Raw genomic sequence first — 20,073 nt, forward strand, 5'->3', positions numbered from 1 at the left:
CCTTTATTCCGGATTGGATTGACCATGACCGATATCGACCGCGATGAACTGCTTGCCCTGTTACTTGATGATGAAGCGCCAGCCGCACCCACCGGGCCGGGCCGACGCACCGAGAATGGGCCGGCGCCGCTGTCGTTCGCCCAGCGCCGCTTGTGGTTTCTCCAACAATACGACGTGGACAGCCCGGCCTATAACTCGGCACGGGCGCTACGCATTCATGGCCAGCCGGATGTCGCGGCATTGCAGGCTGCCTTGTGCCGGCTGATCGAACGCCACGCCAGCCTGCGCACCCGCTTCGTGCTGGTCGATGATCGGCCAATGCAGGTCATCGAGCCCAGTGTGGATTTCCACCTCGAATGCGTGAAGCTGCCAGCCGATGCCAACCTCGAAGCGGAACTGCGCCAGCGCGTCGCCGTGCCATTCGACCTTGGCCAGGCGCCGCTGCTGCGCGCCAGCCTGTTGTGCGACGAGGAGGGTGCGGTGTTGCTGTTGTGCCTGCACCATATCGTCGCCGATGCCTGGTCCAACCCGCTGCTGATCGCCGACCTGGGCCAGGCCTATGCCGCAGCATTGGGCGGCAACGACCGCGCATTGCCGAGCCTGCCCCTGGATTACGCCGACTACGCGACCTGGCAGCACCAGCGCTTTGCCGGCCAGGGTGCCACCGAAGGCCAGGCGTATTGGCGCGAGTATCTGGGCCAGGACGTGCCCGTATTGGAACTGCCCAGCGATCGCCCACGTAGCGCCGCGCCACGTCTGCAAGCGGCGCGGCACGATGTTCGCGTGCCGGCCGCCACCGCCCACGCCGTGCGTGAATTCTGCCGCCAGCAGCATTGCTCGCCATTCGTGTTGTTGCTTGGCGCTTGGCAAGTGTTGCTGGCGCGCTACAGCGGTCAACTCGACTTCGCCGTCGGCGTGCCCAACGCCGCACGCAGTCATGCCCAAGTGCAAGACATCGTCGGCTTCTTCGTCAACACCCAAGTCTACCGCGCCCGACTCGAGCGCCAACTGACCACCCGACACCTGTGCGGCCGCCTGCGCGCTGAAAGCCGCATCGCGCTCGAACAGGCGGAATTCCCGTTCGAGTGCGTGCTGGACGGTTTGAACCTGACCCGCGACCTGCATCACACGGCGCTGTTCCAGGTGCTGTTCAACTTCCGCCATGCCCGCGACGCCCAGGTCTTGCACCTGCCGGGGTTGAACGTGGAGGTGCTGGACATCGAGCTGGAAAGCGCGCGCTTCGACCTGACCCTGGACGTCATCGCCGGCCCCGACGGCATTGATTGCCGGCTGGAGTACGTCACCGCGCTGTATGACGCCGCGACGATCGACCAACTTGGCCGGCATCTGTGCCAGTTGTTGCAGGGCATGGTCGCCGCGCCCGACCGCTCGGTGTTCAGCCTGCCGCTGCTGGGCGTTGCCGAGCGGGAACAATTGAGCGTTTGGAACGCCACTGACATCCGCTACCCGCAGTCTCCAAGCGTGCCTGCGCTGATCGCCGAACAGGTTCGTGCCACGCCTGACGCGTTGGCGCTGGTGTATGGCGACACACGCCTGAGCTACGCCGAGCTGGACGCTCGCGCCAACCAACTCGCCCATTGGCTGCAAAACCAGGGCGTGGGGCCGGATGTGCCGGTTGCCGTTTCGGCCGAGCGTTCGGTGGAGTTGGTGGTAGCGCTGCTGGGCGTGATCAAGGCCGGTGGTGCGTATCTGCCGCTGGACCCGGACCTTCCGCGGGAGCGTCTGCAAGGCATGCTCGCCGACAGTGGCAGCCCGTTGCTGTTGACTCAAACCCACCTGCTCGACAAGTGGGCTGGCGAGGCCGGCGTGGCGGTGCATGTCCTCGAAAACTTGCCATTAGCGACACAGTTGCAGACCGCCCCGAGCGTCGATATCGGCCCGGAAAACCTGGTTTATTGCCTGTACACCTCGGGCTCCACCGGCAAGCCCAAAGCGGTCGGTAACCGCCACGCTGGCTTGCTCAATCGCCTGCAATGGATGCAGGCCGAGTACGGTCTCACTGCCAATGACCGCGTGCTGCAAAAGACCCCGTACAGCTTCGACGTGTCGGTGTGGGAGTTCTTCTGGCCGCTGCTCAGCGGCGCGGCGCTGGTCATGGCACCGCCGGGCGCGCACCGTGATCCGCAGTGGCTGCGCGAGTTGATCGTCGAGCACGGCATCACCACGCTGCACTTCGTGCCCTCGATGCTCCAGGCGTTCGTTTCGGCGGGAGAACTGCCGGCTTGCACCTCGCTTAAACGCATCATTTGCAGTGGCGAAGCCTTGCCGGCGGAATTGCAGCGCCAAGTGCTGGCACAAACCGCCAGCGAGTTGCACAACCTGTACGGCCCGACTGAAGCGGCCATCGACGTCACATCCTGGGCATGCCGTGAGGACGGTAACAGCGTGCCGATTGGCCGGCCCATCGCCAACACGCAGATTCACATTCTCGACGCCGACCTCAACCCTGTCCCCGTGGGCGTAGCAGGCGAGTTGTACATCGCCGGCGTGAACCTGGCGCGCGGTTATCAGGCGCGTCCATCGCTGACCGCCGAACGCTTCGTGGCCAATCCGTATGGTGCGCCAGGTGCGCGCATGTACCGCAGCGGTGACCTGGCGCGCTGGCGTGCCGATGGTGCGATCGACTACCTCGGTCGCCTCGATCACCAGGTCAAGTTACGCGGCTTGCGTATCGAGCTGGGCGAGATCGAAGCGGTGCTGCTCGCCCATGCCAACGTGCAGGAAAGCGTGGTTATTGTCCGCGACGACAAGCTGATCGGCTACTGGGTGGGCGACGCGACCGAAGAGGAGGCGCTCAAGGCGCATCTGGCCCGGCACGTCCCTGAATACATGCTGCCGTGGCGATTGATGCAGGTGCCGGCGATGCCGCTCTCGGCCAACGGCAAGCTGGATCGCAAGCAACTGCCGCAGCCTGAAGGGCAGGTCGCTGTCGAGGGTTATGTCGCGCCGCGCAGCGAGGTCGAGCAGACCCTGGCGGCCATCTGGGCGGAGGTTTTGGGCCTGGAGCAAGTCGGTATTGCCGACAATTTCTTCGAACTGGGTGGCGACTCTATCCTGTCGTTGCAAGTGATCAGCCGGGCGCGACGTGCCGGTTGGCAGCTCAACCCCCGTGACCTGTTCGAGCATCAGCAAATCGCTGCCTTGGCGCGAGTCGCCGTGCCCCTGGATCAAGCTCGCGTTGACAGCGGTCCAGTGCAGGGCGAGGCGCCCGTCACGCCGATCCAGGCGCACTTCTTCGCCCAGGCAGTGCCGGTCCCAGGCCACTGGAACCAGGCGTTGCTGCTGCGTCCGCTGCACAACCTGGAGCCTCGCGCGTTGGGCGAGGCGCTGGTGGCGCTGTTTGCGCATCACGATGCCCTGCGCCTGCAATTTCAGCGCGTCGAGGACCATTGGTGCGCCCGCCATGGGCAGGGCACAGCAGCGCTGCTGGATTGCCGAACCTTGAGCGGGTCCGAACCCGAGGCGATCAGCGCGGTATGCGCAGAAGCCCAACGTGGTTTCGATCTGGGCCAAAGCGCTCTGTTCAAAGGGCTGCTGATGCAGTTGGCCGATGGCGAACAACGTCTGTTACTGGTCGCTCATCACTTGGTGGTGGACGGTGTGTCCTGGCGCATCCTTCTCGAAGACCTGGCGCAGCTCTATACCCAGGCGCTCGCCGGTTCGCCCCTGGCGCTCGCCTCGCGTACCAGCAGCTTCAAGGCTTGGGGCGAGTACCTCCAGAATTGGGCGCGTCAGGGCCTGAACGACACCGAGCAAGCCTACTGGCAGGCATATTCCGAGACGCCGGCCACCGCGTTGAGCGTGCAACGCCCGCAAGGCAGCCGCGCCCTCGGCGCCACGGCCCAAGTGCGTGTGCAACTCGACCCGGCGCGCACCCGTGCACTGCTGGGCGCGGCTCACGGTGCTTATCGCACGCGCATCGATGAGCTGCTGTTGGCCGGGCTGGCCCAGACGTTGTGCCAATGGAGCGGCCAGCCGGCGGTGGACATCCTCCTCGAAGGCCACGGCCGCACGCCGGCCGCGGATGCCCCCGTGGACCTGGACCTGAGCCGCAGCGTGGGCTGGTTCACGGCGCTGTACCCGCTGCAACTGGTGCCTGGCGGTGATTCGTCCGCGCACGCCATCAAAGCCATCAAGGAGCAACTGCGCCAAGTCCCCGGCCAAGGTCTTGGCTACGGCGTGTTGCGCTACCTGAACGAGGGCGCGCTGGCTGGCCAACTGGCGGCCCGGGCGAGCCCGCAAGTCACCTTCAACTACCTTGGCCAGTTCGACCCAGGCCGCTCGGCGGGTGGCCTGTTTGCCTGGGCCGAGGAAAGCCTCGGCGCGTCCCTGGACCCGAGCGCTGACGCCGACAGCGAATGGGTCATCACCGGCCAGGTGCGCGACGGCTGTCTGCAACTGAGCTGGCGCTACGGCACCGAGCGTTTCGACCGCGACGTGGTGCAAGCCTTGGCCGAGCGCTACCTGGCAACCCTAGGCGGTTTGATCGACCATTGCCTGAGCCCCGACGCTGCGGGCGTCACGCCCTCGGACTTCCCTCTGGCGACCGTCAGCCAGTCCCAATTGGACGCGCTGCCGGTGGCCGCCGCCAACCTCGAAGACCTTTACCCGTTGTCGCCGCTGCAACAGGGCATGCTCTTTCATGCCTTGCAGGGCGGGGCCAGCAGCGCTTATGTGAATCAGGTCTGTGTGCCGCTGAGCGACGTCGACGGCCCGCGTTTCGCTGCGGCCTGGGAGCGGGTCACCGAGGAACACGCGATCCTGCGCGCCGGTTTCGCCTGGGAAGGCGACTTGCAGCAGCCGCTGCAATGGATCCATCGCCGGCTGCCATCCCCGGTGCGGCACTTGGACTGGCGCGCACGATCGGCCATACAGGCTCGATTGGACTTGGCCGAACTGGCCGATGCCCAGCGCGACCAAGGCTTCGACCTGCGCCAGCCGCCGTTGCAGCGGGTGTTGCTGGTACGCCTGGGCGAAAGCGACTACCAGTTGATCTGGACCCGCCATCACATCCTTCTCGATGGCTGGGCCACGGCGCGGCTGATCGAAGAAGTGCTGCTGCATTACCGAGGCGAATCGCCCGTCGCGAGCGCTAGCCGCTACCGGGATTACCTGGCCTGGCTAGGCTGCCAGGACGCTAATTCGAGCCAAGCGTTCTGGAGCGAACAACTGCGTCAGTTGGATGAACCGACCCGGCTGGCCGACGCCTTGCCAGCGGTGCAGGTCCAGGCGGGGCATGGCGACCTGCGCCTGCAATTGGACCCCAGTGTCACCTCGGCGTTGGTGGCGTTTGCGCGCCGTGAGCGCGTGACGTTGAACACCTTGGTGCAAGGTGCCTGGAGTCTGCTTTTGCAGCGCTACACCGGACAGCGCAGCGTTGCCTTCGGCGCCACCGTGGCCGGGCGCCCGACTGCACTGGTCGATGCCGAGCGCGTGCTCGGGCTGTTTATCAATACCTTGCCGATTATCCAGGCGCCCAGCCCCGAGCGTTTGCTGGGCGACTGGCTGCGTGACCTGCAATCGCTGAACCTGGCGGTCCGCGAGCATGAACACACGCCACTGTTCGATATCCAGCGCTGGGCCGGGCAGGGCGGCCAGGCGCTGTTCGACAGCGTGCTGGTGTTCGAAAACTACCCGGTGGACAGCGCCTTGCGCAGCGGCAGTGGCGTGCGGTTCGGCCAGGTCGTCTCGCGGGAAACCACCCATTACCCGTTGACCGTGGTGATTCATGCCGGCGATACGCTGAACGTGCAGTTGAGTTATTTGCTAGGCGCCTTCGATGCGGCCAGCGTGGTTCGCCTCGGCGAGCATTTCAACAACCTGTTGCTGGCGATGGCATCCCAGGCGCCGGGTGCGTCCCCGGTGCGCCTCGGCGAGTTGCGCATGCTCGATACCGCGGAACAACGGCAATTGTCGGACTTGAATGCCACCCACTTCCAGTACCCGTCATACCGGAACCTTCCCGCGCTGCTCGACGCACAGGTTCGCGCCACACCCCACGCCTTGGCGCTGGTGTATGGCGACACACGCTTGAGCTACGCTGAACTGGACGCCCGCGCCAACCAACTCGCGCACTGGCTGCAAGGCCAGGGCGTGGGGCCGGATGTGCCGGTCGGCGTTTCCGCCGAGCGCTCGGTGGAGTTGGTGGTGGCACTGCTGGGCGTGATCAAGGCCGGTGGCGCGTATCTGCCGCTGGACCCGGACCACCCGCGTGAGCGCCTGCAAGGCATGTTGGCCGACAGCGGCAGCCCGTTGCTGCTGACTCAAACGCACCTGCTGGACACGTGGTCGGGCGATGCCGGCGTGCCGGTGCATGCGCTGGAAAACTTGCCCTTGGGCATCCAGCCGTCGACCGCACCGACCGTCGATATCGGTCCGGAAAACCTGGTCTACTGCCTGTACACCTCCGGCTCCACCGGCAAGCCGAAAGCCGTCGGCAACCGCCACGCCGGCTTGCTCAATCGCCTGCAATGGATGCAGGCCGAGTACGGTCTCACTGCCAATGACCGCGTGCTGCAAAAGACGCCCTACAGCTTCGACGTGTCGGTGTGGGAGTTTTTCTGGCCGCTGCTCAGCGGCGCGGCGCTGGTCATGGCGCCGCCGGGTGCGCACCGTGATCCGCAGGCGTTGCGCGAGCTGATCGTCGAGCACGGCATCACCACGTTGCACTTCGTGCCGTCGATGCTCCAGGCGTTCGTTTCGGCGGGAGAACTGCCGGCTTGCACCTCGCTCAAACGCATCATTTGCAGTGGCGAAGCCTTGCCGGCGGAATTGCAGCGCCAAGTCTTGGCACAAACCGCCAGCGAGTTGCACAACCTGTACGGCCCGACTGAAGCGGCCATCGACGTCACATCCTGGGCATGCCGTGAGGACGGTAACAGCGTGCCGATTGGCCGACCGATTGCCAATACGCAGATCCATATCCTCGATGCCGACCTCAACCCCGTCCCCGTGGGTGTGGCGGGCGAGTTGTACATCGCCGGCGTGAACCTGGCGCGCGGTTATCAGGCGCGTCCATCGCTGACCGCCGAGCGCTTCGTGGCCAACCCCTACGGCGCGCCAGGCGCGCGCATGTACCGCAGCGGCGACCTGGCGCGCTGGCGTGCCGATGGTGCGATCGACTACCTCGGTCGCCTCGACCATCAGGTCAAGTTGCGTGGCTTGCGTATCGAGCTGGGCGAGATCGAAGCGGTGTTGCTCACCCATGGTGCCGTGCGTGAATGCGTGGTGGTTGCCGGGGATAATCAACTGCTGGGTTACTGGGTCGGCGCCGATGCCGATGAAGCCGCGCTTAAATTTCACCTCGCCCAGCACGTTCCTGAATACATGGTGCCGTGGCGATTGATGCAATTGCCGGCGATGCCGCTCTCGGCCAACGGCAAGCTGGATCGCAAGCAGTTGCCACAGGTCGAGGCGCAGGCCGCCGCTACAGGCTATGTCGAACCGCGCAATGACGCCGAGCGTTGTCTGGCCAGGATCTGGTCCGAGGTGCTGGGCGTGGAGCGGGTTGGTGTGACGGATGACTTTTTCGAGCTGGGTGGGCATTCGTTGCTCGCGACCCGCCTGGCCTCGCAGATCCGCCACCAGTTAGGCGTACAGATACACCTCGGCGCGGTGTTCGACACACCGACGGTCGAGGCGCTTGCTCGGCACCTGGAGCACACTCCGGCGCACACCCCCGAAGACGAGGTGGACGCCATGACCCAATTGCTGAATGAACTGGAGCGCATTGAATGAACGACCTGAGCCAAGCCCACGGCCCCAGCTACCGTGACGATCCGTTGCGCCCGCTGGCCGAACGGCTCAACGCTCTTCCTGCCGAAAAGCAGCGGATATTCCTGCAGCAGTTGCGTGAAAAAGGCATCGACGCGCGCCGTCTGCCTATCGTCCCGGCGCCTGCCGAGGCGAAGTCCACGTTGTCCTACAGCCAGCACCGGCTATGGCTGCTCTGGCAGTTGGAGCCGACCGCCAGCGCTTATCACATCACCGGCGGCCTGCAACTCACCGGTGAACTGAACGAAGCGGCGCTGGATGCGGCCCTGGCCAATATCGTCGCCCGTCACGCGGTACTGCGCAGCGACTTCCCCAGTGAGGACGGTGAGCCGGTGCTGCGTGTACATGCCGCCGATGCCGGTGCCGTGATTCTGGGGCGCGAAGACCTCAGCGATTTGTCGACCCAGGCCCAGGACGTGGCCTTGACGCGCCTGGCTCAGGCTCAGGCCCGACAACCGTTCGACCTGACCCAGGGGCCTTTGCTGCGCCTGTGCCTGGTGCGCTGTGACGCCGAGCGGCATGCCTTGCTGGTCACTCTGCACCACATCGTCGCCGACGGCGTCTCGGTGGAGCTGTTCGTGCAAGAGTTGGCTAGCGGCTATGCCCGTTGCCTGCAGGCCGTCGACAGTCCGTTGCCCAGCCTTGACGTGCAATACAGCGACTATGCGCGCTGGCAGCGCCTATGGCTGGAATCCGGGGAAAGTGAGCAGCAACTGGCCTATTGGCGTGAGCGCCTGGGCAGTGACGAGCCGGTGCTGGAGTTGCCAGCGGATCACCTGCGTTGCGGCTTGCCCACCTATCGCGGGGCGCGGGTCGGCAAGCCGTTGTCTGACGCCACCAGCCGCCGCTTGCGGCAGTTCGCCCGTAGTCAACAAGCCACGCCGTTCATGGTTTTGCTCGCAGCCTATGGCGTGTGGCTAAGCCGCCTGTGCGGCCAGGCAGAATTGCGCGTCGGCATCCCGGTTGCCAATCGCGAGGCCGTCGCGACCCAGGGTTTGATTGGTTGCTTTGTCAACACTCAAGTCTGGCCGTTACGCGTCTCGCGCCGTGAATCCTTCATCGACCAGCTTAAGGCCGTGCGCGAGCAGGCATTGCAAGCCCAAGCGCATCAGGATTTGCCCTTCGAACAACTGGTTGAAGCACTGCAACCCCAACGCAGCATGGGCCGCAACCCGCTGTTCCAGGTCATGTTCAACCACTTGCAGCGCGGCGACAGCCAGCTGGACGCGGGCGGGCTGGTCTTCGAGCGCCTGGACCAGGCCGCTGAAACCGCGCAGTTGGACCTGACCCTGACCACCGAGGAAAACCGCCAGGGCCAGATCACCGCGACCTTCAGCTACGCGACCGACCTGTTCGAGGCCTCCACCGTACAAGCCTGGCACGCGCATTTCCTGTTCCTGCTCGAGCAACTGCTGGAACAGCCCGAGCGTGCGTTGCACGAACTGCAGCAACTGACCCCCGCCGAGCAACAGCAACTGTCCGGTTGGAACGCAACCCAGGAAAACTACCCCTCATACGCGAATCTGCCGGCGTTGATCGACCAGCAAGTGCGCGCCACGCCTGATTCACTGGCACTGGTCTGCGGCGACACACGCCTGAGCTACGCCGAGCTGGACGCCCGCGCCAATCAACTCGCCCATTGGCTGCAAAGTCAGGGCGTGGGGCCGGATGTGCCGGTTGCTGTTTCCGCCGAGCGTTCGGTGGAATTGGTGGTAGCGCTGCTGGGCGTGATCAAGGCCGGTGGTGCGTATCTGCCGCTCGACCCGGACCTTCCGCGGGAGCGCCTGCAAGGCATGCTCGCCGACAGTGGCAGCCCGTTGCTGTTGACTCAAGCCCACCTGCTCGACAAGTGGGCTGGCGAGGCCGGCGTGGCGGTGCATGTCCTCGAAAACTTGCCATTAGCGACGCAGTTGCAGACCGCCCCGAGCGTCGATATCGGCCCGGAAAACCTGGTTTATTGCCTGTACACCTCCGGTTCCACCGGCAAGCCCAAAGCGGTCGGTAACCGCCACGCTGGCTTGCTCAATCGCCTGCAATGGATGCAGGCCGAATATGGCCTGAGCGCGAGCGACCGCGTGCTGCAAAAGACCCCGTACAGCTTCGACGTGTCGGTGTGGGAGTTCTTCTGGCCGCTGCTCAGCGGCGCGGCACTGGTCATGGCACCGCCCGGTGCGCACCGTGATCCGCAGTGGCTACGCGAGTTGATCGTCGAGCATGGCATCACCACGCTGCACTTCGTGCCCTCGATGCTTCAGGCGTTCGTTTCGGCGGGAGAACTGCCGGCTTGCACCTCGCTTAAACGCATCATTTGCAGCGGCGAAGCCTTGCCTGCCGAGTTGCAGCGCCAAGTCTTGGCGCAGACTGCCAGCGAGTTGCACAACCTGTACGGCCCGACTGAAGCGGCCATCGACGTCACGTCCTGGGCATGCCGTGAGGACGGTAACAGCGTGCCGATTGGCCGGCCTATCGCCAACACGCAGATTCACATTCTCGACGCCGACCTCAACCCTGTCCCCGTGGGTGTGGCGGGCGAGTTGTACATCGCCGGTGTGAACCTGGCGCGCGGTTATCAGGCTCGTCCATCACTGACCGCCGAGCGCTTCGTGGCCAATCCGTATGGTGCGCCAGGTGCGCGCATGTACCGCAGCGGTGACCTGGCGCGCTGGCGTGCCGATGGTGCGATTGACTACCTCGGTCGCCTCGATCATCAGGTCAAGTTGCGCGGCTTGCGTATCGAGCTGGGCGAGATCGAAGCGGTGCTGCTCGCCCATGCCCACGTACAGGAAAGCGTGGTTATTGTCCGCGACGACAAGCTGATCGGCTACTGGGTGGGCGACGCGACCGACGAGGAAGAACTCAAGGCGCATCTGGCCCGGCACGTCCCTGAATACATGGTGCCGTGGCGATTGATGCAGGTGCCGGCGATGCCGCTGTCGGCTAACGGCAAGCTGGATCGCAAGCAACTGCCGCAGCCTGAAGGGCAGGTCGCAGTCGAGGGTTATGTCGCGCCGCGCAGCGAGGTCGAGCAGGCCCTGGCGGCCATCTGGGCGGAGGTGTTGGGCCTGGAACGCGTCGGTATTGCCGACAACTTCTTCGAGCTGGGTGGCGACTCTATCCTGTCGTTGCAAGTGATCAGTAGGGCGCGTCAGGCAGGCTGGCAATTGAGCCCTCGCGATCTGTTCCTGCACCCGAGCCTGGCAGCCTTGGCCCATGCAGCGCGAAGTGCTCGCCAGTGTGCCGAGCAGCAGCCGGGCGTGACCGTAGGGCTCGCACCACTGACGCCGATTCAGCAGTATTTTTTCAGTCAGGAAATCGCACAGCGCCAGCACTGGAACCAGTCAGCCTTACTGCGCCCGTTACAGGCCTTGCAAGCCGAACCCCTGCGCGCCAGCCTTGCAGCCCTGACTGAACACCACGCCAGCCTGCGTCTGCGCTATCAGCAGGACGCTCATGGCACCTGGCAACAAGGCTACACAGCGTTTTCTGACGACAACCTGCTGGTGGAAATTGATGCCTCGGACGCCGAGATCTTTCTTCACGAAGCCGAGCGCCTGCAAACCAGTCTCGATCTGAACAACGGTCCATTGTTGCGCGCCGCCTTGCTGGGCTTGAGCGATGGCAGCCAACGGCTGTTGATCGTGGTCCATCACCTGGTGGTGGATGGCGTGTCCTGGCGAGTGCTGGTGGAAGACTTGCAGCAAGCCTATCGGCAGCAGACCGCTGGCCAGGCGGTGACGCTGGCGCCGGTGGGTGCCAGCTTTGCCCAGTGGGGTGAGCGCTTGCAGGCATTCGCGCAAAGCCCGGCGCTGTTTGATGAGCTGGATTACTGGCGCGCGCAGACGCTTGGGCAACCGGCACGGGTGCTGGGGTGTGAAGGCCAGGCGGTGGAACGCCGACTGCGCCTGCCGGCCGAACTGACCCGGCGCCTGCACAAGGAAGCGCCAGGCGCCTATCGCACGCGTCTGGATGAACTGCTGCTCGTAGCCTTGGCCCGAGTGCTCTGCCGACAAAGCGGGCATGCGTCGCTAAGCGTTGCCCTGGAAGCTCACGGACGCGACGCGTTGCCTGCGCCCTACCACGAAGGCCTGAATATCGAGCGCAGCGTCGGCTGGTTCACCAGCCTGTACCCAGTGCGCCTGAGCCCAGGCCTTGGCGACCTGGGTTCGGCGATCAAGGCGGTCAAGGAGCAACTGCGCCAGGTGCCGAACAAGGGCATTGGCTACGGTGTGTTGCGCTACCTCGGCCCGGCGTCTGCCCAGGCATTACTCGCCGAGCAGGCCCCGCCGCAAGTGATGTTCAACTACCTGGGGCAATACGACGGCAGCCTCGATGGCCAGCGTCTGTTTGGCCTTGCCAGTGAACCGCAAGGCCGTCAGCGCGACGATGCCGCGCCCCTCAGTCACGCGCTGACGGTCAATGCGCGGCTGGTTGAAGGCCAGCTGCAATTCGAGGGCCGCGCCGATACTGGACATTACAGCGCCTCGCAACTGGAGTGTCTGCTGGACGATCTGCGCGCCGAACTGAGCCTGCTCGCTGCCCATTGCCTGACCCCTGAAAATGCCGCCCTGACGCCTTCCGACGTCCCACTGGCCGGGCTGACTCAGGCCCAGCTTGACGCCTTGCCCCTGGCAGCGCGCGACGTAGAAGACCTGTATCCACTGTCGCCACTGCAACAGGGGCTGCTATTCCATACCCTGCAAGACGATGCTGAATCGGCCTACGTCAATCAGATCGACGTGGTGCTCGAAGGTCTCGACCCGCAACGCTTCCTTCAAGCCTGGGACACGACCGTGCAACAGCACGCCACGTTGCGTAGCGTGTTTCTCTGGCAGGGCGAACTCAGCGTGCCACTGCAAGCGGTCCTGCGCCGTGGCCCGGCAGTGGCGCAACTGCATGACGCCCGCGGGCTCAGCCAGCAGGCGCTGGACGAATGGGCCAACGCCGAGCGCGTTCAAGGTTTCGACCTGACGCGCTTGCCGCTGCAACGGGTGCAACTGTTACGCCTGGATGCCACCCGCTGCCGCATGATCTGGACCTTCCACCACATCCTTCTCGATGGCTGGAGCAGTGCGCGGCTGATCGGCGAGGTGCTGCAACATTACGCGGGCGAACGCCCACTGGCGCCGCGCAGTCAGTATCGCGACTACATTGCCTGGCTGGGCGCCCAGGATGGACGGGCGGCCCAAACCTACTGGCAAGCGCGCCTGGCGACTATGGAGGGCCCGACGCTGCTCGCCGAAAGCCTGCCAGCCCGGGATACCCAAGGGCTTGGCGATGCGATCGGGCATGGCGTGATCCGCAGCGGCCTGTCGGTTGCAGACAGCCAGCGTCTGCGCCAGTTTGCCCGCCGCCAACGCGTGACGCTCAACACCCTGGTGCAAGGTGCCTGGGCCCTGCTGCTGCAAACCTATACCGGGCAATCACCGGTAGCATTTGGCGCGACCGTAGCGGGACGGCCGAGTGCTCTGGACGATGCCGAAGCGGTGGTTGGTCTGTTCATCAACACCGTGCCGGTGATCGCCGGTGGCGAAGCGGGCCAGGGGGTGGGTGATTGGTTGCGTGAACTGCAAACCCAAAGCGCCGAGGCGGGTGAATTCGAACACACGCCGCTGGCGGACATCCAGCGATGGGCGGGGTTGAGCGGACAAAGCCTGTTCGACAGCCTGCTGGTGTTCGAGAACTATCCGGTCGATCATGCCATGCGCCAGCGCAGCGGCGTACATATCGAAGCGTCGAGCACGCTGGAAGCGACCCACTATCCGTTGTCTCTGGCGATTTTTGCCGGTGAAACGCTGGACATCACGTTCGGTTACCGCCGAGATGCGTTCGCCACCGCCCGGGTCGAGGCGCTGGCCGGACATCTCAACAGCCTGTTGCTTGGCCTGATCGCCGATGCCCACCGGCCGTTGGCTGCGATCAGCCTGCTAAGCGATACCGAACACGCTCAACTCATGGCCTGGAGCACGTCGGACTACGCGCCGCCGGCTTTCGCCAGCGTGCAGCAACGCATCGCTGCCCACGCTGCGGCCGATCCGCAGCGCGTCGCCCTTATCTGTGCGGGTCAGAACCTGACCCGTGGCGAACTGGAGCAACAGGCCAACCGCCTGGCCCACGCGTTGATTGCCCGTGGCGTCTGCGCCGAAACGTGTGTCGGTGTGGCCTTGCAGCGGTCCAACCGGCTGTTGGTGGCGTTGCTGGCGGTGGCCAAGGCCGGTGCGGCATTCGTACCGTTGGCGTTGGACTACCCCCGCGAACGTCTCGGCTATGTGCTGGAAGACAGCGGCATGAGCCTGCTGATCACCGAGCAGATGGCCCTGGAACGTCTGCCCGCAGCGCCGGGCCTGGCGTTGCTTGATCTCGACACGCTAGACCTGGACGGCTACAGCGACCAGGCCCCCGACGTCGAGGTGCACGCGCAAAACCTCGCGTACCTGATTTACACCTCAGGCTCCAGCGGGACCCCCAAAGGGGTGGCCGTGGCCCATGGCCCGCTGGCCATGCATTGCGACGCCACCGCGCCGTTGTATGACATGAGCGCGCAATCCCGTGAGTTCCACTTCATTTCCTTTGCCTTCGATGGCGCCCATGAGCGCTGGCTGACCGCGTTGACGTGCGGCGCCAGCTTGGTGCTGCGCGACGAGGAGCTGTGGTCTGCGGCGCGCACCTTGCAGGCATTGGCGGAACATCAGATCACCAACGCCGGCTTCCCTCCGGTCTACCTTGCCCAGATGGCTGCCGAAGCCCAGGCCCAAGGCTGCGCCCCGGCATTGGATCTGTACTCCTTTGGCGGCGAAGCCATGCCTCAGGCCAGCTTCGAGCGCATCCGCCAGACTTTGGCGCCGCGTACCCTGATTAATGGCTACGGGCCGACCGAAACCGTGGTCACGCCACTGGTATGGAAAGTGCCGGCCAGCCAGGCCTGCCTGTCGGCCTACGCCCCGATCGGCCGTCCTGTTGGCGACCGCCGCGCCTACATTCTCGACGCGTACCTGCAGCCGGTGCCGGCCGGGGTTAGCGGCGAGCTGTACCTGGGCGGCACGGGCCTGGCCCGCGAATACCACGGCCGACCGGGGATGAGCGCCGAGCGTTTTGTGCCGGACCCATTCGGCGCGCCCGGTGCGCGCATGTACCGCAGCGGTGACCGTGTGTTGTGGGGGGCCGATGGAGTGATCGAATACGTCGGTCGCATCGACCAGCAGATCAAGATTCGAGGCTATCGCATCGAGCCCGGTGAGGTCGAAGCGCGCATCCAGCAACACCCTGAAGTCGAGACCTGCGTGGTGCTGGCCTTGCCTTCGCCGACCGGTCCGCGGCTGGTCGCCTATGCCGTGGCCACAGTGTCGGCGGATGAGCCGAGCCTGGAGGCGCGCGTCAAGCAGGCGCTGGCCGGGCAGTTGCCGGACTACATGATTCCGGCGCGGCTGGTGTGGTTGCCAAGCCTGCCGGTCACCCCAAACGGCAAGCTCGACCGGGCTGCGCTGCCGACCCCGGACTGGCATGTCCAGGACGGCGAATTCATTGCGCCTCATGGCGAGGTGGAAACCTTGCTGGCTGGCCTCTGGCAACAGTTGCTGGGCCATTCGCAGGTCGGCGCGACCGAAAACTTCTTCGAGTTGGGCGGCGACTCCATCGTGTCCCTGCAACTGGTGGGCCGTGCGCGTCAGGCTGGCGTGCTGCTGACGCCCAAGGATGTATTCGAACAGCAGACTATCCGGGGCCTGGCCCAGGTGGCCAAGGTTCAGGAAAACGTCGACCAGGCACAAGGCCCGGTCACGGGTTCTGCCGCGTTGACGCCGATCCAGGCCTGGTTCTTCGAAAGCCCGATCAATGCCCGTCAGCACTGGAACCAGTCGGTACTGCTGCAACCGCGAGAACCATTGGACGCGACGCTGCTGAGTCGCGCGTTGCAGGCTTTGGTGGCTCACCACGATGCCTTGCGCCTGCGCTTTACCCAGGACGCCGGCGGCCTCTGGCAGCAGAGCCACGTCGAGACGGCTTCGGTGCCGCTGGATCATGTGCAGGTGACTGACGCCACACAATTGGCCAGCGCCTGTAGCCGCATTCAAGCCGGGCTGAACCTCAGTGCGGGTCCTTTGCTGCGCTGTCTGCTGCTGGATAGTCCGCAGGGGCAGCGTCTGTTGCTGGCCGCTCATCACCTGGTGGTGGACGGTGTGTCTTGGCGCATTCTTCTCGAAGATCTGCAACGTGCCTATGGCCAGCTCCAGGCTGGCCAGCCGTTGGATTTGGGGCACAAAACCAGTGCTTTCCAGCGCTGGGGCGAAGTGCTCCAGGCTCAGGCACCCTCGCGTGTGGCGGAACTGGACTTCTGGCGCGCCACCCTGGCAACAGGCGTGGCCAGCCTGCCCTTGATGGATGAAATGGGCAGTCGTCGCCGCGACCAAGTGCGCGAGTGTCAGGTGCGCCTGGACGAGCCACTGACGCGCCAATTGCTGACCCAGGCGCCACAGGCCTATCGCAGCAGAGTCGATGAACTGCTGCTCACCGCGCTGGCCCGTGTGGTCCTGCGCGCGACGGGTGGCGAGAGCCTGCTGGTAGGCCTGGAGGGCCATGGCCGTGAGGTCCCGGCCGATTACCGCGATGTTGACCTCAGCCGTAGCGTGGGCTGGTTCACCAGCCTGTACCCGGTGCGCCTGCACGCCGACCCAGCAGCGCCAGCCGGTGTGGCGATTCGTGGCATCAAGGAGCAACTGCGCCAAGTGCCTGATCAAGGTATGGGGTATGGAATCCTGCGCTACTTTGGCGAGCCTCAGGTGCGTGTCGAACTGGCCGGTGGCCCGCAACCGTCGATCACGTTCAACTACCTTGGCCAGACCGACCGTGGCCTGGATGCCCAGGGATTGTTCAGCATCGCGCCCGAGCGTGGCGGTGATGATCAGGCGGCCGATGCGCCGTTGGGCAACGAACTGATCATCAATGCTCAGGTGCGCCAGGGCGAGTTACACATGAATTGGCAGTACAGCGGCGCGCGGCTTGCTTCGGCCTGGGTCGAGCAATTGGCGCAGGCATGCCGTGCCGAGCTGCAAGGCTTGATCGAGCATTGCCTTAGCCCGGACGCGCAACGCTTCACCCCCTCGGACTTTCCGCTGGCAGGGCTGGACCAAGGCACGCTGGAAGGCCTGCGGTTGCCCGTCGATACCGAGTTGCTTTATCCGCTGTCGCCGTTGCAGCAGGGCATGTTGTTCCACGCCTTGCAGGCCCCAGACGAAAGCCACTACCTCAACCAGTTGAGTCTGGCCATCGACGGCCTCGACGCTGCGCGCTTCAAACACGCCTGGGACACCACGGTGGCGCGGCATGACGTGCTGCGCACCCTGTTCCTTTGGGAAGGGTTGAGCCAGCCATTGCAAGCAGTACGTCGCAGCGTGCCGTCTCCGGTCCGGCTGCTCGACTGGCGCGAACGGGCGGACCGCGAAATAGCCGTCGAGGCGCTGGCGCAGCAGGAACGTAATGAGGGCTTCGATCTGGGTACCGCGCCCTTGCTTCGAGTGCTGTTGGTACGTCTGGGTGAGCAACGCTATCAGTTGATTTTGACCAGCCATCACTTGTTGCTCGATGGCTGGAGCTCATCGCGACTGATCGCCGAGGTCTTGCAGCACTACCGGGGCACACCACCTGCGGAGGTGGCAGGGCGCTTTGTCGATTACGTGCAATGGCTGCAGCAGCATGATCTGGCGCAGCGCCAGGCTTTCTGGCGCGAGCGCCTGGTCGATCTGGATGAACCGACCTTGCTGGTCAACACCGTGACCGGCGTGGGCGAGGGTGTTGGTCACCGCCAGCACCACTGGCAATGCGATGCGGCGATGACCGCGCGGCTGATCGCCATCGCCCGCCGCGAGCGCGTGACCCTCAACACCTTAGTGCAAGGTGCCTGGAGCCTTTTACTGCAACGCTATAGCGGGCAGGCCACGGTAGCATTTGGCGCCACTGTGGCGGGCCGTCCGGCACAGTTGCCTGATTCCGAACGCACGCTGGGGCTGTTCATCAACACGTTGCCGGTGATTCAGACGCCGCCCGCTCAGCAGCCTTTGGGCGAATGGCTGCGTCAGTTGCAAGGCTTCAACAGTGCGCTGCGCGAACATGAACATACGCCATTGTTCGAGATCCAGGGCTGGGCCGGGCAGGGTGGCCAAGCCCTGTTCGACACCTTGCTGGTGTTCGAAAACTACCCAGTGGAACAGGCCCTTGGTGAAGCCAGCGGCTTGCGTTTCTGGCCAGTGCAGCGGCACGAAACCACGCACTACCCACTGACCCTGGTGATTCATGCCGGCGCGCAATTGCAGATTGAATTCAGCTACCGTCAGGACGCTTTCGCCGAAGCCGAGATAGTCCGTTTCAGCGAACACTTGGCCGGATTGCTGGCGCAGTTCGAAGACAGCCGTCGTCCGTTGGCTAGCCTGACCTTGTTGAGCCCTGTCGAGGTTCGCCAGATCGACGCGTGGAACGCCACTGACATCCGCTACCCGCAGTCTCCAAGCGTGCCTGCGCTGATCGCCGAACAAGTTCGTGCCACGCCTGACGCCTTGGCGCTGGTGTATGGCGACACACGCCTGAGCTACGCCGAGCTGGACGCCCGCGCCAATCAACTCGCCCATTGGCTGCAAAGCCAGGGCGTGGGGCCGGAGGTGCCGGTTGCCGTTTCGGCCGAACGCTCGGTGGAGTTGGTGGTAGCGCTGCTGGGCGTGATCAAGGCCGGTGGCGCGTATTTGCCGCTGGACCCGGACCTTCCGCGTGAGCGCCTGCAAGGCATGCTCGCCGACAGTGGCAGCCCGTTGCTGTTGACTCAAACCCACCTGCTGGACAAGTGGGCTGGCGAGGCAGGCGTGGCGGTGCATGTCCTCGAAAACTTGCCATTAGCGACACAGTTGCAGACCGCACCGACTGTCAATATTGGCCCGGAAAACCTGGTTTATTGCCTGTACACCTCCGGCTCCACCGGCAAGCCCAAAGCGGTCGGTAACCGCCACGCTGGCTTGCTCAATCGCCTGCAATGGATGCAGGCCGAATATGGCCTGAGCGCGAGCGACCGCGTGCTGCAAAAGACCCCGTACAGCTTCGACGTGTCGGTGTGGGAGTTCTTCTGGCCGCTGCTCAGCGGCGCGGCACTGGTCATGGCGCCGCCCGGTGCGCACCGTGATCCGCAGTGGCTACGCGAGTTGATCGTCGAGCACGGCATCACCACGCTGCACTTCGTGCCCTCGATGCTCCAGGCCTTCGTTTCGGCGGGAGAACTGCCGGCTTGCACCTCGCTCAAACGCATCATTTGCAGTGGCGAAGCCTTGCCGGCGGAATTGCAGCGCCAAGTGCTGGCACAAACCGCCAGCGAGTTGCACAACCTGTACGGCCCGACTGAAGCGGCCATCGACGTCACGTCCTGGGCATGCCGTGAGGACGGTAACAGCGTGCCGATTGGCCGACCGATTGCCAATACGCAGATTCACATTCTCGATGCCGACCTCAACCCCGTCCCCGTGGGTGTGGCGGGCGAGTTGTACATCGCCGGTGTGAACCTGGCGCGCGGTTATCAGGCGCGTCCATCGCTGACCGCCGAGCGCTTCGTCGCCAACCCCTACGGCGCGCCAGGTGCGCGCATGTACCGCAGCGGTGACCTGGCGCGCTGGCGTGCCGATGGTGCGATTGACTACCTCGGTCGCCTCGATCATCAGGTCAAGTTGCGCGGCTTGCGTATCGAGCTGGGCGAGATTGAAACCGTACTGGTGGGGCATGAGGCCGTTCGCGAAGCGGTCGTCATTGCCCAGGACGACAAACTGATTGGCTACTGGGTCGGTGATGCCTGTGATGAGGCGGCGCTTAAATTTCACCTCGGCCAGCACGTTCCTGAATACATGGTGCCGTGGCGATTGATGCAGGTGCTGGCGATGCCGCTGTCGGCCAACGGCAAGCTGGATCGCAAGCAACTGCCGCAACCCGAAGGGCAGGGCGTGCCGAGTGGGCATGTGCCACCGAGCAGCGATGCTGAACGGGCACTGTCAGCTATCTGGGCCGAAGTGCTGGGCCTGGATCAGGTTGGGGTCACCGACAGCTTCTTCGAGCTGGGTGGGCATTCGCTGAGCGTCATGCAAGTGCGCGCCCAATTGCAACAACGCCATGGCTGTCACCTGCCGATCAACGCCTTCTTCGATCACGTCACCGTGCAGAAGTTGGCCGAGCAACTGCCGAGCGATTTGTTCGCCGCAGCGGTCGAGCAGCGTGAGCGCCTGGATGACATGGCTCGCTGGTTGGATGAATTCGAGGTTTGAG

At 64.6% G+C, this 20,073-nt stretch carries 2 protein-coding genes; both read left to right on the plus strand.

What is annotated here, in order from left to right; all coding sequences use genetic code 11:
* Positions 1 to 24 precede the first annotated feature (24 nt).
* A complete protein-coding gene (locus U5A08_RS10765) occupies positions 25 to 7,758 on the plus strand; it encodes a non-ribosomal peptide synthetase (protein ID WP_321851465.1) in 7,734 nt (2,577 codons plus the stop codon).
* Positions 7,755 to 20,072 (plus strand): non-ribosomal peptide synthetase, encoded by a 12,318-nt coding sequence (locus U5A08_RS10770; protein ID WP_321851467.1) that lies wholly within the window; start codon positions 7,755 to 7,757, stop codon positions 20,070 to 20,072. Before U5A08_RS10765 ends, U5A08_RS10770 begins: the two co-directional genes overlap by 4 nt.
* Position 20,073 lies beyond the last annotated feature (1 nt).

Origin of the sequence: Pseudomonas paraveronii, from assembly GCF_963681955.1 — a bacterium.
GTDB lineage: Bacteria > Pseudomonadota > Gammaproteobacteria > Pseudomonadales > Pseudomonadaceae > Aquipseudomonas > Aquipseudomonas paraveronii.

Bases quoted from the DNA above. Each gene is read 5' to 3' on its own strand.
- U5A08_RS10770 (WP_321851467.1), top strand. From the start codon at position 7,755: ATGAACGACCTGAGCCAAGCCCACGGCCCCAGCTACCGTGACGATCCG.
- U5A08_RS10765 (WP_321851465.1), top strand. From the start codon at position 25: ATGACCGATATCGACCGCGATGAACTGCTTGCCCTGTTACTTGATGAT.